This window comes from Bacteroides thetaiotaomicron VPI-5482 (genome assembly GCF_000011065.1).
GTDB lineage: Bacteria > Bacteroidota > Bacteroidia > Bacteroidales > Bacteroidaceae > Bacteroides > Bacteroides thetaiotaomicron.
Window position 1 is genome coordinate 2,876,282 of sequence record NC_004663.1, and the last position, 21,143, is coordinate 2,897,424.

23 protein-coding genes are annotated in these 21,143 nt (G+C 49.5%); 5 read left to right on the forward strand and 18 right to left on the reverse strand.

Annotated elements, in window-relative coordinates; translation table 11 throughout:
- Positions 1–35: 35 nt before the first annotated feature.
- The 5 genes from BT_RS11635 to BT_RS11650 are packed head-to-tail and all read right to left on the reverse strand — an operon-like array spanning position 36 to position 2,681.
- Positions 36–758, reverse strand: a complete 723-nt coding sequence (locus BT_RS11635) for a conjugal transfer protein (RefSeq protein ID WP_011108209.1) — start codon at positions 756–758, stop codon at positions 36–38.
- 12 nt (positions 759–770) lie between these two features.
- On the reverse strand, positions 771–1,133 hold the full coding sequence (locus tag BT_RS11640) for a DUF3408 domain-containing protein (RefSeq protein WP_005800212.1): 363 nt from the start codon (positions 1,131–1,133) through the stop codon (positions 771–773).
- A gap of 3 nt (positions 1,134–1,136) precedes the next feature.
- Positions 1,137–1,832: a ParA family protein gene (locus BT_RS11645; RefSeq protein ID WP_225011938.1), complete on the reverse strand. Its 696-nt coding sequence runs from the start codon at positions 1,830–1,832 to the stop codon at positions 1,137–1,139.
- The gene (locus BT_RS24615; protein WP_225011933.1) at positions 1,726–2,256 is read right to left on the reverse strand and encodes a hypothetical protein; all 531 of its coding nucleotides are present in this window, start codon (positions 2,254–2,256) and stop codon (positions 1,726–1,728) included. The genes BT_RS11645 and BT_RS24615 overlap by 107 nt, the downstream gene beginning before the upstream one ends.
- Positions 2,257–2,267: 11 nt before the next feature.
- The gene (locus tag BT_RS11650) at positions 2,268–2,681 is read right to left on the reverse strand and encodes a hypothetical protein (protein WP_007667384.1); all 414 of its coding nucleotides are present in this window, start codon (positions 2,679–2,681) and stop codon (positions 2,268–2,270) included.
- A gap of 13 nt (positions 2,682–2,694) precedes the next feature.
- On the opposite strand from BT_RS11650, the gene mobA reads away from it, so the two are divergent.
- The 3 genes from mobA to mobC are packed head-to-tail and all read left to right on the forward strand — an operon-like array spanning position 2,695 to position 6,401.
- Entirely contained in the window at positions 2,695–3,141 is a 447-nt protein-coding gene (gene mobA, locus BT_RS11655; protein WP_005800214.1) for a conjugal transfer protein MobA, read from the forward strand.
- A complete protein-coding gene (gene mobB, locus BT_RS11660) occupies positions 3,116–4,342 on the forward strand; it encodes a conjugal transfer protein MobB (RefSeq protein WP_011108212.1) in 1,227 nt (408 codons plus the stop codon). The genes mobA and mobB overlap by 26 nt, the downstream gene beginning before the upstream one ends.
- A 46-nt stretch (positions 4,343–4,388) precedes the next feature.
- Positions 4,389–6,401: a conjugal transfer protein MobC gene (mobC, locus tag BT_RS11665; protein ID WP_162303114.1), complete on the forward strand. Its 2,013-nt coding sequence runs from the start codon at positions 4,389–4,391 to the stop codon at positions 6,399–6,401.
- 56 nt (positions 6,402–6,457) lie between these two features.
- On the opposite strand, the gene BT_RS11670 is transcribed toward mobC, so the two are convergent.
- The 7 genes from BT_RS11670 to BT_RS11700 form a co-directional block, all read right to left on the reverse strand.
- A complete protein-coding gene (locus BT_RS11670; protein WP_007485383.1) occupies positions 6,458–7,078 on the reverse strand; it encodes an RteC domain-containing protein in 621 nt (206 codons plus the stop codon).
- 104 nt (positions 7,079–7,182) lie between these two features.
- On the reverse strand, positions 7,183–8,019 hold the full coding sequence (locus tag BT_RS11675; RefSeq protein ID WP_011108213.1) for a helix-turn-helix transcriptional regulator: 837 nt from the start codon (positions 8,017–8,019) through the stop codon (positions 7,183–7,185).
- Between the two features lie 40 nt (positions 8,020–8,059).
- A complete protein-coding gene (locus tag BT_RS11680; RefSeq protein ID WP_008777071.1) occupies positions 8,060–8,341 on the reverse strand; it encodes a hypothetical protein in 282 nt (93 codons plus the stop codon).
- A 76-nt stretch (positions 8,342–8,417) separates the two neighbouring features.
- A complete protein-coding gene (locus BT_RS11685) occupies positions 8,418–8,930 on the reverse strand; it encodes an IbrB-like domain-containing protein (protein WP_005800221.1) in 513 nt (170 codons plus the stop codon).
- Between the two features lie 4 nt (positions 8,931–8,934).
- Positions 8,935–10,209, reverse strand: a complete 1,275-nt coding sequence (locus BT_RS11690; RefSeq protein ID WP_011108214.1) for a DUF3440 domain-containing protein — start codon at positions 10,207–10,209, stop codon at positions 8,935–8,937.
- Between the two features lie 6 nt (positions 10,210–10,215).
- Positions 10,216–10,656: a hypothetical protein gene (locus tag BT_RS11695; RefSeq protein WP_172461646.1), complete on the reverse strand. Its 441-nt coding sequence runs from the start codon at positions 10,654–10,656 to the stop codon at positions 10,216–10,218.
- A gap of 29 nt (positions 10,657–10,685) precedes the next feature.
- Positions 10,686–11,870: an RNA-directed DNA polymerase gene (locus BT_RS11700; protein WP_336314486.1), complete on the reverse strand. Its 1,185-nt coding sequence runs from the start codon at positions 11,868–11,870 to the stop codon at positions 10,686–10,688.
- Positions 11,871–11,950: 80 nt separating this feature from the next.
- Between BT_RS11700 and BT_RS11705 the strand changes: the two genes are divergently transcribed.
- Complete coding sequence (locus BT_RS11705; protein ID WP_128832539.1) at positions 11,951–12,172, forward strand: hypothetical protein; 222 nt, start codon at positions 11,951–11,953, stop codon at positions 12,170–12,172.
- 295 nt (positions 12,173–12,467) lie between these two features.
- Here BT_RS11705 and BT_RS11710 read toward each other — a convergent pair whose 3' ends face one another.
- The 6 genes from BT_RS11710 to BT_RS11735 all read right to left on the reverse strand — a co-directional run bounded on the left by BT_RS11710 (position 12,468) and on the right by BT_RS11735 (position 19,839).
- Positions 12,468–12,839: a four helix bundle protein gene (locus tag BT_RS11710; protein ID WP_005818131.1), complete on the reverse strand. Its 372-nt coding sequence runs from the start codon at positions 12,837–12,839 to the stop codon at positions 12,468–12,470.
- Positions 12,840–12,856: 17 nt separating this feature from the next.
- Positions 12,857–13,339, reverse strand: a complete 483-nt coding sequence (locus BT_RS11715; protein ID WP_005818128.1) for a hypothetical protein — start codon at positions 13,337–13,339, stop codon at positions 12,857–12,859.
- A gap of 113 nt (positions 13,340–13,452) precedes the next feature.
- Complete coding sequence (locus BT_RS11720; RefSeq protein ID WP_011108218.1) at positions 13,453–16,119, reverse strand: fimbrillin family protein; 2,667 nt, start codon at positions 16,117–16,119, stop codon at positions 13,453–13,455.
- Between the two features lie 247 nt (positions 16,120–16,366).
- On the reverse strand, positions 16,367–17,515 hold the full coding sequence (locus BT_RS11725) for a fimbrillin family protein (protein WP_162303108.1): 1,149 nt from the start codon (positions 17,513–17,515) through the stop codon (positions 16,367–16,369).
- A gap of 93 nt (positions 17,516–17,608) precedes the next feature.
- A complete protein-coding gene (locus BT_RS11730; RefSeq protein WP_164927908.1) occupies positions 17,609–18,550 on the reverse strand; it encodes a DUF5119 domain-containing protein in 942 nt (313 codons plus the stop codon).
- Positions 18,547–19,839, reverse strand: coding sequence for a DUF3575 domain-containing protein (locus BT_RS11735; protein WP_011108221.1), 1,293 nt, complete (start codon positions 19,837–19,839; stop codon positions 18,547–18,549). The genes BT_RS11730 and BT_RS11735 overlap by 4 nt, the downstream gene beginning before the upstream one ends.
- A 236-nt stretch (positions 19,840–20,075) precedes the next feature.
- On the opposite strand from BT_RS11735, the gene BT_RS11740 reads away from it, so the two are divergent.
- Positions 20,076–20,951 carry an AraC family transcriptional regulator gene (locus BT_RS11740; RefSeq protein ID WP_007487760.1) on the forward strand — a complete coding sequence of 292 codons (876 nt, stop codon included), beginning with the start codon at positions 20,076–20,078 and terminating at the stop codon, positions 20,949–20,951.
- The last annotated feature ends 192 nt before the right edge of the window (positions 20,952–21,143 follow it).

A 21,143-nucleotide genomic window follows, 5' to 3' on the forward strand; every position in this document is an offset into this window, starting at 1 on the left:
CCGTAATCTCTTTCCTTCATGTACGTTTTACTTCGTTAAACAATATCATTTATGGAGAAAGTGTCCGGTATGGTTTCTGTCGCCGCTTCGCTGTCCGGGCTATTCCGTCTGCGGCATGCCGCAAGATGCAGCTCTATCAGCGAGTCGATACGTTCCTCACGCTCCGCATCGCCGAAGGTCAGCTTGTCGAACATCGGCGTGTTGCGCAGTTCAGCCAGTGTCTTTCCGGCCTGAAGCTTTTCCTCTTCACTGGCCGCTTCACCGCTGACCGTCACACGCACCGCCAGTCCCATATCCTCGAAGCGGATGCCCGTGGCTTGCGGCATGCATCCCGGCAGGCATCTGTCCTGCTCGTCATCGTCTATCCGAGGATTGTCATCCGCCGGTTCTCCCCGGAACTCCAACGGGACATCCATATCTTCCATCAGTTCAAGATCTTCCGGCAGCGGACCCCCTTCGGCAAACAGCTTGTCCAGTTCCTCGGCAGAAACTATTTTCGGGTACTTTTCCTTCTCCGGTACAAAAATACCTGCTTCGCTTACAGATTTTTCGTTTTCAATTTTTTCGGGCGTTTGTGGCGTGGAGTGGCTAAGGGAAAATGTACTTTTGCCTAAAATCTCGCTCACGTCCACCGTCATCCGGGTAAGGATCTGCCCGGCTTTTTCCGCTCTCTTCCTCCGACTGTTCCGCTCGTGGAAGAGGTAGGCGGCTATCCATAACAGATAGCTACCGATAAGTAAGAATAAGATTGCTGACATGGTTTCCGGGGTTTAAAACAGTTCGGTACTTCGTTTTCTGTATTCCTTCGTGATCTCGTCCTGATAGGCGGCAAAGTGCTGTTCCAGCACATTGTCCACATAGCTGAAAATGGACATCTCGTTGTTCCCAATTGTCTGGACGATCCTCTGAATCCGTTCATGAAACTCCTTACGAAGATAGATTGTCTTGCCAAGCCGTGCGCAGACCGGTGACTCGTGGATGAACAGACGGACATATCCGCTCTCTTCACCGGACTGTCCCTTATTCCCGGCTGCTTGCGCCTGCCCGTCCGCCGGCCGGCCTTCCTTGAACGAGGCGACTATGGAGTTCTCGTCAATGTCCGTCAGGTTTATTTTTTTCCGTTCGTTTCCCATAGCCTACTTCCTGATAATGGACAACAGCTCTTCCGTAATCTCTTTCAGGTTGCTGCCTTTGACCAGCGTACCGTCTGCGGGGAACAGCGTGGAACGGAACAATGCCCTATGTCCCCCTGTCAGCTCACGGCGGAACCGTTTGCTGTCCGGCAGGAAGGTCTTCAGCACTTTCAGTCCCAGCTCGCCGATCACCTGTTCATACACTTTGTACAGTTCCGATTTCTCCCGGCCGTCCACCATGTTCCACAGCAGGTACAGCCCTTTGATATTCGTCTTGCCCGTAGCGATCAGCGTGTCATTCAGCCGGCTCGCAAAGCGGAGTGTGCTTTCCATCACCACCCTGTCAGCGGCAATGGGGGAAAAGACATAGTCCATGTTCACCAGCGTGTTCAACACGCCCGTACTGTTTACCGTGCCCGGCAAGTCGAAGAACACGATGTCTGTTTCCGGCATCTTTTCCAGCAGTTCGTCCGCTTTCGTGACAGCGTCCTCAGCCGTACTCTCCGCTACCGGATAGGCTTTCTTCCTTATCCGTTGCAGTTGTCTGTACGCCATCAGCTTGTAATGCTCGTCCTCCATGACCGTTTTCAGGTCACGTTTTCTCATCTCGGCAATGCTGTGTTGCGGGTAGTCGCAATCCACCACCGCCACATTCATCCCTTTCACATAGTGCAGGTAACTTGCCACCAGCACGGTCAGCGTTGTTTTTCCCGCTCCGCCTTTTTGCGTGGAAAAGGCGATAAAGAGTGTTTCTTTTTCCATGATGCAGTTTGTTTACAAATGATACTTTTGAATCAACGCCGCAAATAAAGAAGGAAAAAGAAGGGAAATTCATGGTTTGGGAACGGCGGAGTTCAAGTGGCCGGCTCCTGACGTGGAATGGCTGACTGAACAGCCAACCGACCGAAGTATTGTCCGTCTGATTGGCCGACCGACGGTCTGACCATACATGACACAATCCGGCGGACTGCATAGCCTGTCGGACAAACAGGAAGATAATCGGTTGCCTAATCATCCCGCCGGACAGACAGCCTTTTATCCGCTTGGTTGGCTGGTCAGCCAGCCGACCGCACCAACGTTGCAACGGCTGACCGTCTGGTTGGTTATCTGACCGGTTGGTCATTCAGTCCGTCATTACGCATCCCATTCAGGCACATCCTCAACCGCTGATTCAGCCATCATCGGCCGCCCGTTTTTCCTCCTGTTCCACCCGTGTGCACAAGTGGCTTCCATTTGGCATAATGTGGCTAATGTTAGTGATATACAACTGATTATATCACTTCCTAACTTTGCGCCATCCAACCGGGAATGGGCAGTTTGCCTTCCGTCGGTCACCAATCCCCGCTTTCCCCGAAAGCGCTCTTTCCTCTCCAAAGAGGAAAGATTTATGTTCGCCAGAACATAGCAAGCTGTGTTTTTTGCAGCACCACTCCGTTTTGCAGCAAAAAACGCTTGCCCTTGCAGGGGGGCTGCAATTTGCTCCGAAGTCGCAAATTGTGGGAGGGGGAGCTGACGGAGGCAATTCCACCCGGTGGAATTGTACCACATAAAAAACGTATATATGAACAACGAGAAAAAGCGTCCCCGCACACGGGGAAAAGGGGGCAGGTTACCCAAGCCGAACCCGGCCATCCGCCGTGAGACGGTCAATCTGGACGAAGCCGGCCATGCACGGTTTCTCACCATGTTTGAGCAGTCCGGTCTGTTGTCCAAATCCAAGTTCATCGCAGCACGGATCTTCAACGAAGAGTTCAGGGTGATCCGGACAGACCGTGCCACAATGGAGTATGTAGTCAAGCTCACGGAACTGTTCCGGCAGTTCCGTGCCATAGGAGTGAATTACAATCAGGCAGTCAAGGAATTGCACATCCATTTCACTGAAAAGAAAGCATTGGCACTGCTCTACAGACTTGAAAAGCTCACCCTTGAACTCGTAGAGCTGAACCGCCGGATTGTCGAACTTTCCCAAAAACTCGCCTCACATGGTAGCCAGGATCAGCGTGGGTAAGAACTTGTACGGTGCATTGGCCTACAACCAGAACAAGGTCGATGAAGGCGGTGCGAAAGTCCTTTCGGCACATCTCCTCCGTTATCCCGAAGACGGGCGTTTCCGTCCGGATGAATCCGTGAGGCAGTTTCTCGAATGGATGCCGAACCATTACCGCACCGAGAAGCCGGTCATACACATCTCCCTCAACCCGCATCCCGACGATGTGCTGACCGACGGGCAGCTGGCGGAAATCGGCAGGGAATACATGCAGCGGCTCGGTTACGGCAACCAGCCCTATCTTGTCTTTAAGCACGAGGACATCGGCCGGCATCATATCCACATCGTTTCCCTGCGTGTCGATAGTGAGGGAAGGAAAGTATCCGACAAGTTCGAATACCGTCGCAGCAAGGAGATTACCGAACTTCTGGAGCAGAAATACGGCCTGCATCCGGCGGAAGGCCGGAAGAAAGGCGAAGAGTGGCAGCTGAAGCCGGTAGATGTTGCAAAAGGGGACATCAAACGGCAGATCGCCTGTACCCTCAAACCCCTGCTCGAGCTTTACAGCTTCCGCACAATGGGCGAACTCCGTGCCCTGCTTTCCCTGTATAATATAGGAGTGGAAGAAGTGAAGGGGGAAATTGGCGGACGCACCTATCACGGCATACTCTATACCGCTTTGGACGGCAACGGCGAAACGGCGGCCACTCCCATAAAGTCCTCCCGGCTGGGAAGAACGGCCGGTGCACAGCAGTTGGATAGGAAGATGCGGGAATCCGCCGCAAGAATCAAGTCCGCCCCGTGCCGTGAACGGCTTCGACCGTTAGTGGCCGACGCTTTGCGCCAGTCCGTGGACGAACGGGATTTCCGTGACCGCCTGGCGAAAGAACAGATAGACTTGGTTCTCCGCCGCAACGGAACCGACAGGATTTACGGCGTTACCTTTATAGACCACCGCAGCCGCACCGTACTTAACGGCTCACGTCTGGGCAAGGAATTCTCGGCGAACATGCTCAACGGACACTTTCAGGAACAGCCGCCAAATTCCCTGTCGCCACTTCTGCCGCCCGTTCCGTCCGCTGTGGCTTCCGGAAACGGGGAAAAAATTCCGGGAGGGTTGCTTTCCGATATGGAGCCGGAGCTGAACTATGTTCCCCGGTATCCCAAGCTCCTGAAGCCCGACAAAAAGAAACGCCGCCGGCGTTACGGCCGTCAGGACTGAACCCGTATTACATAAGTATCAAGATGATAACTTTTTAAAATTCAGTATTATGTCACAAGAAGATGATCTCAGGGGACTGGCGAAAGTCATGGACTTTATGCGTGCCCTCAGCGTATTATTCGTAGTTGTCAATATCTATTGGTTCTGCTATCCGTCCATCCGGGAATGGAACGTCAATATCGGAGTGGTGGACAGGATTCTGCTGAACTTCCAGCGCACGACCGGATTGTTCGGCTCCATCCTTTGGACAAAGCTTTTCTCCGTTACCTTCCTTGCCCTCTCGTGTCTGGGCACGAAGGGTGTAAAGGAGGAAAAAATCAAATGGGTGCATATCTGGACAGCCCTTTCCGCAGGTGTCGTCCTCTTCTTTTTCAACTGGTGGCTGCTCTGCCTGCCCGTACCGTTATTGGCACGCACCGCCTTTTATATATTCACTCTTGCTGTCGGCTATCTCTGCCTGCTCGCCGCCGGTGTATGGATTTCCCGCCTGCTCAAACAGAACCTCATGGACGATGTGTTCAACAACGAGAACGAAAGTTTCATGCAGGAAACAAGGCTTATCGAAAATGAATATTCCGTAAATCTGCCGACACGGTTCTATTATGGCAAGAAGTGGAACGACGGATGGATCAATGTCGTGAACCCTTTCCGTGCCTCCATCGTGCTGGGAACGCCCGGTTCGGGCAAGTCCTTTGCGGTGGTGAACTCCTACATCAAACAGCAGATAGAGAAAGGCTATGCCGCCTATATCTACGATTTCAAGTTTCCCGACCTCTCCACCATTGCTTACAACCACCTGATCGGTCATTTGGAGGGGTATAAAGTGCCGCCGAAGTTCTATGTCATAAACTTCGACGATCCCTCACGCAGCCACCGCTGCAATCCCCTCAATCCGAAGTTCATGACCGACATCTCCGATGCTTACGAGAGTTCATACAGCATCATGCTCAACCTCAACCGGTCGTGGGCGGCGAAGCAGGGCGATTTCTTCGTCGAGTCGCCCACCATTCTCTTTGCCGCCATCATCTGGTTCCTGCGGGTGTATAAGGACGGCAGGTATTGTACCTTCCCCCATGCCGTCGAGTTCCTTAACAAGCCCTACGAGCAGATTTTTCCCATCATGTCCTCCTATCCCGAACTGGAGAACTACCTCAGCCCCTTCCTCGATGCGTGGCTGGCGGGAGCTGCCGACCAGCTCATGGGCCAGATCGCCAGTGCGAAGATTCCCCTGTCCCGCATGATCTCGCCGGCACTCTATTGGGTGATGTCCGCCGACGAGTTCTCTTTGGACATCAACAATCCCGACGAGCCGAAAATCCTCTGCATAGGCAACAATCCCGACCGGCAGGCGATCTACGGTGCTGCGCTCGGCCTGTACAACAGCCGTATTGTAAAGATTGTCAACAAGAAGGGCAGGTTGAAGAGTTCCATCATCATCGACGAGCTACCCACCATCTTCATCAAGGGACTGGACAACCTGATAGCCACCGCACGCAGCAACAAGGTCGCTGTGCTGCTCGGCTTTCAGGATTTCAGCCAGCTTATCCGTGACTATACCGACAAGGAGGCGAAGGTGATCATCAACACGGTAGGCAACATATTTTCAGGACAGGTCGTAGGGGAAACGGCCAAAACCCTCAGCGAGAGGTTCGGCAAGATACTTCAGAAACGCCACTCCATCTCCATCAACCGGCAGGACGTTTCCACCTCCATATCCACCCAAATGGACAGTCTCATTCCACCCAGCAAGATCAGCGGACTGACACAGGGAATGTTCGTCGGCTCCGTAGCCGACAACTTCGGGGAGAGGATTGAACAGAAAATCTTCCACTGCGAGATTGTCGTCGATGCCAAGAAAATAGCCGAAGAGGAAAAGGCATATCAGAAGATACCCGTTATCACCGGCTTCGTGGACGGTGAAGGGGTGAATCACATGAAGGAAATGGTACAGGAAAACTACAACCGGATCAAGGAGGATGTCAGACGGATCGTGGCCGACGAGCTGGAGCGCATCGCCGCAGATCCCAACCTCAGACATCTTCTGGAACTGAACAAATAACCGTAAATGCAAGGCCTTCACACACGTGGAGAACCGTGTGTGAAAGGGTCCGCATTTCATCGGTTGCGTCTCCTGTGCCCCTCGTCATCGTCTTCCATCCGTTTGAGCAGAACTTCACGCAGGCGGTCGATGAAGTAGGTTCTGTCTCCCGCCTTACGCCGCCGCATCCGCGCGTAGTAGCTCGAGGCATTCTTCACGTTCACCCCCAGCACATGGCAGACGTATTCCACCACACGCCCGAGTGTCACCTCACCGCCGTTGAACATCTTCAGCTCGTGGCAGGCATACAGCAGTTCCATCAGGCAGATGACCTCTGCCGTCCAGCAGACCGGGGGATCACCCTCTGTAGTCGGCAGACATGCCGGAGCGATGGCGGAACCGCACTTATGAATGAACCTGCATCTGTCCAGCAGACCTTTCAGGTACTCCAGCGTACCAATGATATAGGCATAGCAGGGCAAGTGCTCTTTTTGTGCTGTGCGGTAATGCTCACGCAGAATGACCAGTTTGCAACTTAGATATTGCAGCTGGAAAAAGACGAGCGTAACATCCTTTTCCACACGTTGCAGCTCATAGACCTCACGGATGAACTCGGTGTTGGCGTTTGCCAGTGTATTCCTGTCACTCTCTTCTCGCTCCAGTAACAGGAAATAAGGGATAAAAGTAAACAGTTCCATGCTGTTCGGGATTTTAATTAAACACCGGCAAGATAGCGAAACGAGCACTGATAGCCGTTACGCTTTTTATTTGAAATAAGCTCTACATCAAGCCTGATGAATTTTTATTTGCTCCGCCACCGGTGAGCCAGTGCCTGCTTCAGCCTCCCCGGAGTGCATCCCATGTTTCTTTTACAGAATTCACACAGACGGCTTGCTGATGAAAATCCGTTCCTCTCCGATATTTCTCCCAGTGAAAGTCCATGATTATATTTTATATCCAGACATATGCGTTTTATTCGCCGATTCCTTAGCCAACGTCCCGGGGGTAACCCGTAAACAGACAGGAACCTGTTTCTGAAGGCCGAATAACTCATACGGCACAGCAGGGAGAGTGTACCGACGGAATACACGCCGGGGCTGTAAAAAATCACTTTCAGACGAAATACGGCGACGGACAATATCCTCAACCGCCTTTCTGCGAACTGAAAGTCCAGTTCACTGACACAAGTGGAATATCCCCGGAGCTGTTTCCTCCGTTCCAGATAGAAATACAAGCAAACCTCCCTGCAAATATCATGCAGGGAAACAGATGGGCCTATAGCATACAAAATCTCACAAAGCCAAAGCATTTCCTCCGTGCGTCCCCTCTTGCGGCATGGCAGGACGGCATTTGCCCGCAACCTGCACAAAACATCCCTGTCCCGTGAAAGGGAGAGCAATACCAGAACGGCCCTGTATGCAGGACAAGCCATGCCGGGGAGTTCCGGCAGCATCTCCAGCACACGGAGCACATGACCGCAGAGTTCGGAGTTCCCTGCGTACCTTCCCAACACGAGCAGCCTCTTTATCTTCTTCGTCCGGGAGAGTCTTCTCACATCATTGCAAAACAGGCTGACCATCTCTTTCTGCCCATCCTGCGCATGCTTTCTGAACAGTTCCAGAAGATCAGGCTCCGCCATTCCCGCCCATACCCGTTTACTTCATACCGTGCCTTATCATTCACAGCACACCCATTATTCTGATACAATCGTCATCAACCAGACACGGGTATTGCGCCAGTCGTTCCAGCACCGGTTCCAATGCGAATCCCTGTATAATTCTGTGACGTTTGCTGTCACTACAAAACACACTTTCCATCTCCATTTCAGGAAAGTAACACAGAAGATGGGCGGCAGAGGCGTCAAAAGCCACAGGGCCGTCCTCGTGAAGAAAAATGTAAATATCCGACACATTTGCACTTTCCATTCCCTTGATCAGATCTGTTATCTCCATCTTGCACATTTTATAATATTTTTACATTTTTTCTTATTTCCCGAATACTCCGAGCATACGAATTTTCGGTTTTATGCCAAACATCCTATTCTACGGCCTTACGGAATTCCTTATCCGCAAAAAGCTCCGCCAGTCCCGATATCTGCTTCAGGCGCAGCAACTCATCCTTGTCCATACCCAGGTTCCTGCGTATCCACGAATCCGACATGCCCGACCTCGTAAGTTCCCCGACAAGCCGTGTCATAAGCTCGATCTTATGCATTCCACGGGCACGGTTATGGCGGATGGTAGAGGCCATACGCTCGGCCAGATCCTTACGGATGACGGTAACGGGTAACAGTCCGTTCTCCCGCTTGTATATTCTGGGCGAGGTCATCATGACCTTATACCTGTGATAGCCGTCCACAAGCTCGTACACATCCTCTTTCTCAATGTAATAACACACGCACGGCATCGTGTACCCATCCTCCCAAATCGAGAGTTCCAAAAGCCGCATCTCAGGAGGGGCCGTCACGTTGGGATTATAGGAATTCGCCCTGATCCTTTCCACCGGTACAGCCTTGACGCCATACACGGGACTGGTAAATTCATTGTCCATCTTTTCATTCATTAAAATAAGATCTATATTCATCCATCATCTTCCGTCTTCTTTCCTGTTCCTGTTTATTTGGTGAAAAGCCCATGTACTTGCAACAGTGGTCGTTTTTCAGGATACAGATGCACATCCGCTTGTACGAGGGCAATTCACGGAATTCAGGCAGGTCTATGTCATCAAGGTATTCCATCCTGACCGGGAGCTTGTGCATCCTGTATCCCGATGTCCCGCCAAGTTCGAAAGGGATATTCAACCTCTTGAGTTTCATGATAGTTTCTTTTGCCAGACAGCCGCCCTTCTCCCGCCAGAACCGCACGCTTACCTCCAGTTTATCCAGATAGTTGTTCCTGGCATCCTCAGGAAGGGTGTCCAGAAGGAAAAAAAGATATTTTTTCCAGGTCATTCCCTCAGGCAGCCTGACACCCCGCCATCCCATCGCTACAGAGTTACCGTACCCCCCGGCAAAATTAACACCGTTCACACGTCCCAGCATCTTGCCCCACATCTCCGGCTCGATCACCCTGTACAGATGCAGCGACGGGATGGCCTGGGAAATGAACGGGCTCGCAACACGCTGGCTGTTCAGAGGAACACCCGCCTGATAATAGAGGTCATACAACCTGTTGTATTTCCAACGGAAACGGCCATTGGCAGTCCATATATCCGTAGTATGCCAGTCATACAACGGATACACGTTGTCTATGCCCTCATCGACAGGACATATCCAGTCGGCTGAAGGGCCCGGAGTGCTACGATAGATCGTTCTCCAACGGTTAAAGCTTTCCTGGGTACGTATTCCAACCAGACATGCCACTTTTTGCACTCCAAGTTGCTTGCGGAGCCAAAAGGAAAAACATTCCTGGAACTCGTAATCCCACATCTGCGGAGTATAAAAATCAAATGCTTCCGTACCCAGGTATTCCACAGGCATCTCCCTGACCCAACGGACACAAGGGTCCCAGGGCCGCCAGAATCTCTGGTACATGGATGCAGCCGAACCGACCTTGAAAGGCACGCAACAGCGGTAAACATCCAGAATATCCCGGTTCGAAGACAGCATCTCATCCACATACTCCGTGGTCAGGGAATACTGCACTTCGTAATCCATATGGAATACTCCCATCCGACCTCCATATTGCCTGATATGCTCCACACAGGCATTCAGCAGCACACCGCTGTCCTTACCCCCCGAAAAAGAAAGGTACACATAATCATACTCGCCGAAGATTCTTCTGATCCTCTCCCGCAACGCCTGATATACATTCATCCGAGTTCCTCCCATTCTCTTTCAGCCATCCTGTTTCCCACTGTCGGAACCCATACGTACCAATTCCATCATAACATATAACTTGGTTTCCCGGATCGTGATGAAATTCATGTATTTGAAAATTCCGGCATCCCGTTTCTGAACGGTCGCCCGCAAAGGGGAAGTCTCATCGCCCGACTCCTTGATCACGCTCTTCAACAGCTTCAGCAACTGATTCCCCCTCTCCCTATCGGGAGTGGCATAATAATTATCAATTTTATAACCACCATCGAGTTTTCTCTCAACAGGCATGAAAGCCACTACCTGGTCTTCATGGTAGAGAACATGCCAGGTAAACATCCGGGAGGATTTATAAGGGTAGTTGTTATTCTCCCGCAGACATGCAGGACTAAGTACAAAGTGCCCTACGGCCAGATAAAGTTCGGGAGATTTTCCCTCAAATATTCGTACCTTCAGTTTCATAGGCATACATTTCATACATATACTGGTGCTTATTTACTATTCCTGTCCCCGCTATCTTCACGATGTACGCTATTATCCATAATCCGCCCCCCGGTTTCAGGAAAAGTTTCGGGTTCTTTTCCTCTCCCGTACGTATCTTTTATAGGGATCAGAAAACGACTCCTAATACCGGCTTTTCTATAACCTCCCGTAAAATAGAAATATTCTTTCAAAGGTGAATTACGCAAGAACCTATCCAGCAGAGCGTATGATCTGAAATGCTTCAAATGCCCCTGGTAGGAGTTTAGCACAGCCAACATCTTTCGCAGTCTTTCCGGAGCGGGTTTTCCTTTGGAACTCTCTTTTTCCAGCCTGTGTACCGCTTCCCGAAAAAATCCTGCGGTACGTTTTGACGGATATTTCCTGTACGGTCTCACATACGCTCCCAGAAAAGCCGCACCACGACTGTAATGCTGCAATTCGATTTTATCCGGATGCAACTCCAACTCCAATTCTTCCTTCAAGAATTCCCGTATCCATGGAATCAGTTCCTTTAGATAGCGTTTGCTTGGATGGACAATAAAAAAATCATCCACATAACGCCCGTAATGTTTACAGCGTAAAACACGCTTCACATATCCATCCAACTCCCCCAAATAGATGTTACTGAACAGCTGGGATGTCAAATCTCCTATGGGAAGTCCCACACCTTCCGGAGAATTGAACAAACTTTTCGTGGGTGGAAGTCCTTCCCAATCTTCCGCGCTACCCCGTATCCGGCAATCCCGCTGGGGATTTCTGAATATAATCTGTCTTAGCAGGAAATCTATCAGTTCCATATCCGGGCATTCTTTTTGTTTCCGGCTTCTTCTATATCGTTCCAGTCCCTTGCAGATAAGATCGTACAGACGATCCTTCCTGATACTCATGAAATACCCCCTTAAGTCCAGTTTTAATATATAGGCACTATAACGATAATTTTGCGTACAACTGCGTATGTGGTGTTCCAGGCGTGCTATTCCCTGACTTGTCCCCTTTCCTCGGCGACATGAATAACTGTCAAAAATCATTCTGCCCTCAAACATAGGAGAAATATAATTATACAACAGATGATGCACTACCCTGTCCCTGAAATCCGAGGCAAAAATTTCTCGCTTCACTGGCCTGTTAACCACGAAACATACCCCAGGTGAAGGAGTGTAGTTCCTATCCCTTATCTGTTCATACAACTCCATAAGATTATGTTCCAGATCAATCTCAAACGCAAGCTGGCTCGCAGTATTTCTCTTTTCTTCTTCCTCGCCTCGTAATAGGCATGAAAAAGATCCGTAAGCAAATCCTGTCTCTTATAACATTCAGCCATTTCTGTAATTTACATTCAAAGGATTCCCTGCCTCGTACAAGGATAAATTCTTGGGAAGAACGCACCCCAAACCCGTACGCCCGATTGTTGTTGTTCAACGGGTTCACGTTCGACGAGTTGAAGTTCAGGTTGCGACCGTTGTTCTGGTTGTTCGGAACCGCCGACCAACAGTAGCCGTAGCTGCCAACGTTGTTCGCCCCGCCATTGGAATAGTTGCGATACCCCGACGCAGGGAAATATAACCACTTATTGTATATATCGGAGGACCTTTCGGAACCCCGATATAAAACTGTCCATTACTGCCCGCAACATGGCTTCGGATACATCTATCCGCCATGACCGTTTTTACACGGACAGTGGGTTACTGAATTTATCTGGCACTCTCTCGCAAGTCTTGGCTATACGAAATGCTGGCCTTATCCTGTTTTGTGTAGGCAAAGGAATCCTTTTTATTTATATCTTTTCTTGTTTATATTTTTTCTTGACTCTTTGCGTCCTGTCTCCGTGCATAATCATGCCAAGCCGACAATTGCTTCGACAGCAACTCCACCTGTTGGGCAAACGCCGCATACTGCTTCACACTGATATGCCGCATATCTTGCAACAGTCTTAAACGGACCTTGACTCCTACAACCAGATCTCTTGCCCGTTCAATATACGGAAGTTTTCCAGTCGTAGCATTAGCCCTGTATATCATTACCATAATCTCGGTCAGATCCTTTTTCAACACCTCCACCAGTGTATATTTCACATCTCGGGGAATCTTTCCCGTCTTCTCATACACACTCCTTAACAAGTCATATGCAGCCTTATACACAGGCAAATTATCATAAACTGCCACTTCTCATTCATTGTATATTAGAGCATCTTTTTCAACTCATTTACAAATAACATACAATCCATCGGAGTACTTTCCGCCAGATTGAACATCCGGATTCGCATGATTAACTCTCCATGCGGAATATTACTCCGTGACAGATTCTGCACACACGCATCTCTCCTCCCTACAACTGAATGCTCCGATGAAAGTTCCTGTTTCCATTCTTCAAACCTCTGTCCGTCTATAGGTTTTAACGTTCGCAACACAAGACGGTCAGGCATAGTCTCCATATGCTCCAAAGAACCTATATACTTTTGTTCATGCTTACATGGAAATCCCACTGAAACTATCTCACCGCCACCGAGTGACTTTAACCTTCTTTTTATAGCCTTCAAAGGCTTGATCTGCGTACAGACAGCGTAAGCAGACTTTTCATAAGCTTTCCAGAAAAGCCCCTCACGATAAAGAATGATACTTCCGTTATTACCTGCTTCAGCTTCTATAAAATCCTTGCTGGTCATAATTATTTAATTTTAATATCTATAAAAATCGACCGGCTTCGCCGGTACTATCCCTACGGCCTTAAAGCCGTAGGGAAAATAATCCAATGAAACGGATACGGTCGCTACGCTCCCTATTCTTGGGAAGAACGCAACCCAAACCCGCACGCCCGAGAGTAGTAGAGCAACGGGTACACGGACGACGAGGAGAAGTCCAGGGTGCAACCGTGGTACTGGCTGTACGGAACCGCCGACCAACAGACGCCGTAGAAGCCAACGCTGTTCGCCCCGCCACCGGAACAGTCGCGAGACCCCGACGCAGGGAAGAAGTTGGGTTTACTCTTTGAGGGATCAGTGTAGAAATTCCATCCCTTCGAGGAGTCGTCCCACGTTCCGTTGATTTCAGAAGGATTATCTGTATTGCCTCCGGTTGTTGTGAATCCAGTGAAAACATTACTGGGAGGAAGTTTGAAGCCCACAGGAGAGGGATCATAGACCGTTTTTACAACAGAATTGTCATTGGCGGTATAAACATTGTTATCGGCACTCCATAGATTTGCATATGTACAATCGCCATAATCTGGACTCTGCATCACATCCGGTTTGAGAATATAATTCGTGATACAAGGGGCGCCGATAGAAAAGTCCTCCGTTTTAGGACTTCCCGTGTGAGCATTGCCGTCTTTGTCGTACCAGGTTTTATTGATATCGCGTAATCCATTCGAAGGCAGGAAAGGATCCTTGCGTCCCCATTGATAGTAAGGATGATTACCACCGACAACGATTGATTTAGAGGCCTGTCTGATAGTTATTGTCTGACTCTCTCCTCCGGCTGTGAACTTGACCTTGCAACTACGCTCTGCATAATTCGTGGTACTTCCATCGCACCAGCCGAGATTGACAGACATCAATTTATACTTCTTACCCTGGAAATTGGTAATTTCAATGGCATTATTGATATCTTCATCGGTAACCCAGATATGCCAGGACCACAGGACATTGTCGCCGGCATCCTTGATGGCAATGATGGCATTACCCTGTCGGATGGTATTCTTGTCCACCGTGAAAGATATATTGCCGTTGCCCGTATTGTTGTATTTTATATCGGTAACCAAATTCGGTGCGTCCTGCCATACCAGTTCTGCTTTAGCAGGCGTGCAGTCAGCGTTGTTGCGTATATAGGGGTCAGTGATCGCGTTACCAGCATGGTTGATGAAATGACTCAGAATAGTGGTTCCGTACGGATCCGTACCGGACGGAGCCGTAGAGGTATATGCGGACGTATTGGTCGTACCACCTTTGATGGCATTTCCATATACCAGAGGGAAAGAGTAATATCCCGGAGCACCGACAACGTAGCAGTTGGCGGTGTTTTCATCCACTGTGCCACCATTAGTCTGGTTGGCAAGATTATATGGGACAGTTTCAGTACCTTTGACCGAAGCATTCTGTAGAGCAGCCGTATGTTGAGGATTAGCCTCTACGCCAGTCTGTGCGATGACAGTTGCATTGTATGATTGTGGAGTATCTCCACCATTTCCGGATACGGTAAACGCATCCAGCCAGCCGGGTCTGGTATTGCTCCATGATGCCCCGCCATCTTCTGAATATTGTGCGGTCCATGTGACAGCCTCTTTAACCCCTTTGGTGTTCTGCCGGTAACTGGTCACATTGTATTGCTGCGTACCGCCTTCATAGGTAAAGTCGGCCGGGGAGGTAACGGCAAGTGTGTAGGTCCAGTTTATGGAACTGCTGGAAATCTTATAAGTGACGGTCTTGCCAACAGGCCAGACCGTGCCTTTGAGATCGGCAGTCAGCGTGTGGTCCATGCTGGAGTTATCAGTGAATACGACTTCAAGTTGCGCGCCGTCGGGAAGGGTCTGCGGAACCATCATGAAGGTCTGCGCATCGACAGTAAGGGGTTCGTCCGGGATTCCCGTAATGGATCTGTCCAATGTCTGCGGGAAAGTGGCGGGAGTACCTACACCGCTCCATGTCTGCGTTCCCATGTTGTAGGCCCCACTGGAATATACATTTTTCAAACTGACGCTCTTTACGGTACCTCCCTGCATGTCAGCTCCGCACACGAACCTGATGGCGGTCAGGGCATGCCTGAAGGTGAGCGGCACGGCAGCGTTGGTGTTCCCGTCCAGTTCATCCGTCTTTGCCACGAGAAGGTCTTCCTGCTCATTGACATCGACCGGAACGGTCACACTGATGACAGGAGAACCGGCATATGCGCTGCCGGAAAGCACATAATGCCCGTTGTCTTTCGGAGCGTATGCGAAGAACCTCATTTTGTATGAAGCCCCGGGCCAATAATAGGCGGAGGAAAGGACATAGTCACTGCCGGACTTGCTGGCAGTGGCATTATAGAAGTAGTCGGGGGTTCTGCTTTCGCTCCACGAACCGGTGTAGGAGTAAGCGGAGACACCGAAACTGTTGTACATATTGTCATTCTTGATGGGAGTGGCACGGGTAAGAGCTGCCGTGTCCGGACGATCGTCCGAAGAGGGTGAAGCAATGCTGTCTGTGTAAAGCGTGTGCAGGTAAAGAGGAGTGCTGCCTCCCTGCAGGGCGATGACAGTACCTTGCGGAACATCAGCATCGGTAGTGGAACGGGTTGACGGAGTCCAGGAGGAGCTGATCTCGGAGGTGAAAGATACATGCGGGGAAAGTGAAGGACGATCCATGTCATCCTCACAAGAGAAAAGGCAAATACTGCCCGAAACAAGCGCCGAAAACAGATGACGCCAAAAGGCGTACCTGCCGGGAAATGATGTAAAACGGGAAAATTTCATATCTGTTACTTTAATGAATTAATCGTACCGGTAATAAAAATCATACAAACGTTAAAAAAGGATTTCCGACATGGATACCCCTTGAAAGAAAATGTCCGGAATACCTCTGGTAAAAAGTGCCTGGAAAGGAACAGACAGGGCGAAGATAGTAAAATCCGGCCCTGTCCCTCGCGGGGTAATGCAAGTCCAATCCCGTCCAGGCTGATTGTTAAATTACAATCAAAAATGAAACAAAATACTTTAGATTTTACATCGCGACATCTACTGGCTGGTCGGTCCACTCGTCAACAGTTACAGTAAACTTGATGGGGTTGCCCAGAACAGGATCACCACCGTTACCACCGGGTACCGGATCCGGATCAATGGTCGGATCGGTGGGATTCGTCGGATCAGTGGGGTTCGGATCAATCTCACCAGTACCACCGCCGTTGCCGCAGAAGTTCAGCGTGTAGGTATATTTCTTACCAGGTTCCCAGTTGGTGTTGATACCTACGGCAGAGAATGCGTATTTGCCGTCCTTGGCATCACCTGCTGCCGGTTGCGGGTAAAGCAGTATTTCATTGGCGCCGTCCAGGCTGTATATGCGACAGAGCACGGACAGGTAAGCACCAGTAGTTGCAGTAGTACCGTCCCATGCCGTTAGCTGCTGTGGAATAAGCATGAAGTTGTCGTCACCGAACATGATGCGTTGGGCATCAGCTGTCAGGATGACGGGCGCCCCACCCTTGATCATGTAGGCCTTTGTAGGATCGTCTTTTTCACTCCAGTTAGACCATTGGCTTTGCTGCAGGACATAGCTGGACTTGGTTTCCGTTTCCGGAAAGGCAAACTCGGCCTTTGCGGCGGCATTCACCAGTTTAACGCCCATGATCTCAATCTTTATCTTGTCATTGGAACATTTGGCCTTGACCTCGATCTGGGAGAGGGCGTGCTTGAAGTTCATGGCAACACCGGGACCCTCGTTGACAGCCTTAGTTCCCGTATTGTAAGAGATCACAAGATCCTTTTGATCTGCAACGGCCTGTGCGGGAGAGAAACCGGTTATCTTCTTTGACGCATTGTCTATACTCACTGTGCCGGCGGGAGCTTGGGGAGCATAGGCGAAGAAGGCAAGCTCATAACCCGGCCAGTAGTAAGTGGAAGCGGTTGTCCAGTTTACACCGTTATCAGCAGAACTGACACCCAGGTCCGTGAAATAATTCTTGCCATCACCGATGGCGGTCACATTGAATGCCGCCAGATTCTGCAGGCTTGTTACATTGGTACGGGTAACGGCCCTGTCCAAAGAAGCACGGAAGGAAATGCCACCGCCATTGTTCACGTCAACGACATCATCGTTGGAACAAGAGGCCAACGCTGTTACAGCCATAGCTGCGAATAAAAGATTCTTTTTCATACAGTAAAACATTAAAATTAAAAATATATTAAACAGATAAACTATTCATTCTTTACCTCCGTATCGTGAGGCATGGAGAGCACGGTCCGCAAATCACATGGGAACATCCACGTCAACGTTCTGCCACTCGTCAACCGTGGGATGAAAGCCTCCGCCGTTAACAATGGGCTTGGGCAGGGGAAGGCCGTCCAGCATGATATGGACATCACGGGGATCGGGGGCACCGTCAACCTGCCGGGTCACGTCAAACGTGTAGTAATTCCTACTTCCGTCAGACATGATCACGTAGATGACCAACTTGTGTACAGAATCTTCCGGACCGGTCTGCCCGAAAACCAGAAAGTCGGCCGTCAGGGTGGAGGTACCGTCGGAAACAACCCCGAAAGGTACGGTCACGGGATCGGACGTAAGTTCGTTGCGACCGACAAGCATTCCTCCGGACATACCGGTAAGGGCACCGGAGACACCGTCAGGAGAAATATATTTTAGATTGGACACATTCGTAATCGTAACCCGGTAACGGCATACGGAGAGTGCGGGATAGAGGGTTACCGTTTGGCTCTCTTTGGAGGGTTCAATCACAAGGTCGTAAAGACGGTCGCTGTAAAGACGGTCCGGAGACCCGGCGATACGCTCTCCCGAGGTGCCTTCCGCACGGGGAGCCGGAGAGCCCCCCACGTTCAGGACACCTTCGGGGGCATAGGCCTCAAGGCCGTCGAACGAGTCGGTGTTCCGGTAAAGCACGGACTCCGTGTCCGAGTTGACACACAACGCCCTATAACCTCCCGCAGGCACGTTAATGTAACCTCCCCGGTAATCGGTGAACTCGTAGGCCTGGGAGGTACCCCCATCGACAGGGAACAGATAAAGGCGCATGGTTTCAGGGCTCGCGCCGGGAGTGTTACGCCAGTCGAAAACCACCTGTACTCTATAGGTATGGGAATGGTCGTAGCACAAATCCTTATGTTCGCAGGATATTAATAACAGACTTGCAAATACAGTGACAGCCTGTAAGATTAGATTCATCTTGTTCATTGCTTGCCTCCTTTCTCGTTATGGTTGCCTCTTCCCAAAAGCCACACGAGCGAAACCTCCGCTTTCGTGGGACCGAACCAGTGACGCTGCAGGGTCTCTTTCCAGACATAGCAACCGTCAACGGGGTCGTATTTATGGTATTCACCACCCCAGTAGCCCACGCCGATGACAAAATCCAGGTTCAGGCGACGAGCGATGGGCAGCGAGTAGCCGTATTCCAGTCCCACGGCATAGTTCATCTTCTCCCAAAGCGTACCACCCGGCCTGCCGCCCATGTAACCCGTCCCCCCGACCTCGAAGTCGTAGGTGAACAGCTGGCCGTAAAGTCCGAGGTGATGCCCGGCAAGCGGTTTCTCTGCGGCACGGCGCCCGAAGTATTTACGGAGGGCCAATTCACCCCCGTATATCCGCCAGTAGTTATGGTGCCTGTCGCTCTTCCACCAGGCATACATCCAGTTGCCGCCGAACGACCAGCCTCTGCCGAGGTAAAACTCCACACCAAGATTCGGAACAAGAAGGGCATCGTAGAGCAGATTGGTTTTCAGACCCATGTAAAAAGGCTTGAGGGCATTGCCAACGGAAGCGGGCACCTGTACCGTGTCACGAATAACAACGGTTCTTTCGACAGTGTCACGAAGGATGACCGTATCCCGTGCTTCCGCCTCTTTCTGATAAACGGCGATTTCCCGGTCATTTCCGGAAATTACGGGTCCAAACTCACATTCGACCACGGTACAGTTACGGAGTTCGGGAAAAAAATGTTCGGCCATATAACGCCACACGCTCCCGCCACGCAGATTCATCAGCTGTCGCTTGCGGGAATCAACCACTTTACCGCCCCGAACCACCCACACGGGAGTATCACGAAGAATACGGAGGACCTCGTCACGGCAGGGCATGTCAGACTCCCCGACAAGGACGGAGAGGCCCTCCCAGTCTTCTCCCGAGGAGAGGCAGACAAGCACCGAATCGGGGACGGAAAGACGTTCCCGCATGACGGCACGCAGAGACACGAGCCGTTCATCGGACAGGCGTCTGTTCAACATGGAATTCCCTTCAGGGGAAGCGCCGGAACGCAAGCGTACACGGCGCAGTACGGCACGTTCCTGCAGGGAGCGGATGCTCGAAAGAAAGGAGTCCAGACGAGGGCCATTGTCCCGGTAGGAAAGATCCGGAATGGCACTGCCGACGGGGAAATAGAACCGGCAATGCAAGGTGTCACCACCACAGAAAGCCGGACAGACACTTCCCAAGAGCAGGACCAAAACAAAAAACTTCTTCAATTCCATAAAATATAATTTATTCAACATACTTACATATAGCAAAACGAGTTAAAACATTAATCATTAAAAAATATATTTTTCCACTCTCCATGACAGAGAGTGGAAAATAGAGAGAGAAATGCATATACAGGCATTAAAATGCATTTTGTACGAATATAAATTGGAAAATAATATATATAAAAAGAATAATCCGTAGATATACAATAATATAACCTTATATTTTTTACTAAATAACAGAAACAATGGGAATATTATATTTAAAAGAACATACTTCCTGTTACAATTACACAAAATGCATCCGGGAAGGATTTCTATATCACAAATTTTGTGATATAGAAATGGATGAGGAGATAAATGAGACTGATTCCATTTTATTTGTAATAGAAGGAGAACTGGAAATGTCTTGCAACGGAAAAAAAATGAAGCTTTTGGCTGGTAATATGATTTGTTTCGGTAGGGGGAGTAGATTTAAGATCCACTCACGAGGGAAAGGGAGTATTGTTATTGCACAATTTGATAATGCCGTGCAAAGTTGTGAAAAGATTTCATTCGCACAACTTAACAGCCTGGATTCCCCCGGTGATAAAATATATCCTCTTGAAATCAGAGACAGGTTGCATTTGTTTCTCAAGCTTTTAATAAGTTATTTGGAAGACGGAGCCAATTGCGTTCATTTTCATGAAACGAAGCTTAAAGAGCTCTTCTGGAGCATACGGTTTTATTATACAAAAACGGAACAAGCCGCCTTTTTCCATCCCATATTGGGAAATGACTATGATTTTAAAAAAAAGATATTCAATAATTATAGAAATGCCAGGACAGTAAAGGAACTTGCCGGACTATGTGGAACTCCCCTTTCTTCTTTTAAAAGGAAATTTTTAAAAGAGTTCAGAGAACCTGCGGGTAACTGGTTACAGAAACAAATAAATAATATAATTAAATATAAACTGGCTGATGAGGATATACCGATAGGGAATATAGCTGAAGAGTTGCATTTTTCTTCACACCCCCAATTTTGTAGGTACTGTAAAAGAAACTTCGGATACACTCCCGGAGAATGGAGAAAATTACTGAAAAATAGGGATAAAACTCCAGGAAAGCTCTCCGGTAGAGTGTAATTGAGCGAAAAAGATAAAAAGAAGAACTCTTTAGATAATTGTGTTTAATTGAGAGTTATCTATTTTTGCACACAATTAATATTAATGTTGTTATGTCGCTTTTCCGTATGATAAAAAATGACAAACAAGTGATTTTTCACTCTCTGTCATGGAGAGTAAATAGAGTGTATTTACAAATGTATTATATTCATG

Excerpts from the sequence above, each read along its gene's own strand:
- BT_RS11725 (WP_162303108.1), bottom strand. The coding sequence starts at position 17,515 with ATGAAAAAGAATCTTTTATTCGCAGCTATGGCTGTAACAGCGTTGGCC.
- BT_RS11730 (WP_164927908.1), bottom strand. The coding sequence starts at position 18,550 with ATGAACAAGATGAATCTAATCTTACAGGCTGTCACTGTATTTGCAAGT.
- BT_RS24615 (WP_225011933.1), bottom strand. The coding sequence starts at position 2,256 with ATGACCAACCGGTCAGATAACCAACCAGACGGTCAGCCGTTGCAACGT.
- BT_RS11700 (WP_336314486.1), bottom strand. The coding sequence starts at position 11,870 with ATGGAGTTGTATGAACAGATAAGGGATAGGAACTACACTCCTTCACCT.
- BT_RS11690 (WP_011108214.1), bottom strand. The coding sequence starts at position 10,209 with ATGGGAGGAACTCGGATGAATGTATATCAGGCGTTGCGGGAGAGGATC.
- BT_RS11670 (WP_007485383.1), bottom strand. The coding sequence starts at position 7,078 with ATGGAACTGTTTACTTTTATCCCTTATTTCCTGTTACTGGAGCGAGAA.
- BT_RS11635 (WP_011108209.1), bottom strand. The coding sequence starts at position 758 with ATGTCAGCAATCTTATTCTTACTTATCGGTAGCTATCTGTTATGGATA.
- BT_RS11695 (WP_172461646.1), bottom strand. The coding sequence starts at position 10,656 with ATGAAACTGAAGGTACGAATATTTGAGGGAAAATCTCCCGAACTTTAT.
- mobB (WP_011108212.1), top strand. The coding sequence starts at position 3,116 with ATGGTAGCCAGGATCAGCGTGGGTAAGAACTTGTACGGTGCATTGGCC.
- BT_RS11640 (WP_005800212.1), bottom strand. The coding sequence starts at position 1,133 with ATGGGAAACGAACGGAAAAAAATAAACCTGACGGACATTGACGAGAAC.
- BT_RS11720 (WP_011108218.1), bottom strand. The coding sequence starts at position 16,119 with ATGAAATTTTCCCGTTTTACATCATTTCCCGGCAGGTACGCCTTTTGG.
- BT_RS11740 (WP_007487760.1), top strand. The coding sequence starts at position 20,076 with ATGGGAATATTATATTTAAAAGAACATACTTCCTGTTACAATTACACA.
- BT_RS11735 (WP_011108221.1), bottom strand. The coding sequence starts at position 19,839 with ATGGAATTGAAGAAGTTTTTTGTTTTGGTCCTGCTCTTGGGAAGTGTC.
- BT_RS11705 (WP_128832539.1), top strand. The coding sequence starts at position 11,951 with ATGAAAAAGATCCGTAAGCAAATCCTGTCTCTTATAACATTCAGCCAT.
- BT_RS11650 (WP_007667384.1), bottom strand. The coding sequence starts at position 2,681 with ATGTGGTACAATTCCACCGGGTGGAATTGCCTCCGTCAGCTCCCCCTC.
- BT_RS11680 (WP_008777071.1), bottom strand. The coding sequence starts at position 8,341 with ATGTGCAAGATGGAGATAACAGATCTGATCAAGGGAATGGAAAGTGCA.
- BT_RS11715 (WP_005818128.1), bottom strand. The coding sequence starts at position 13,339 with ATGACCAGCAAGGATTTTATAGAAGCTGAAGCAGGTAATAACGGAAGT.
- BT_RS11675 (WP_011108213.1), bottom strand. The coding sequence starts at position 8,019 with ATGGCGGAGCCTGATCTTCTGGAACTGTTCAGAAAGCATGCGCAGGAT.
- BT_RS11685 (WP_005800221.1), bottom strand. The coding sequence starts at position 8,930 with ATGGACAATGAATTTACCAGTCCCGTGTATGGCGTCAAGGCTGTACCG.
- mobA (WP_005800214.1), top strand. The coding sequence starts at position 2,695 with ATGAACAACGAGAAAAAGCGTCCCCGCACACGGGGAAAAGGGGGCAGG.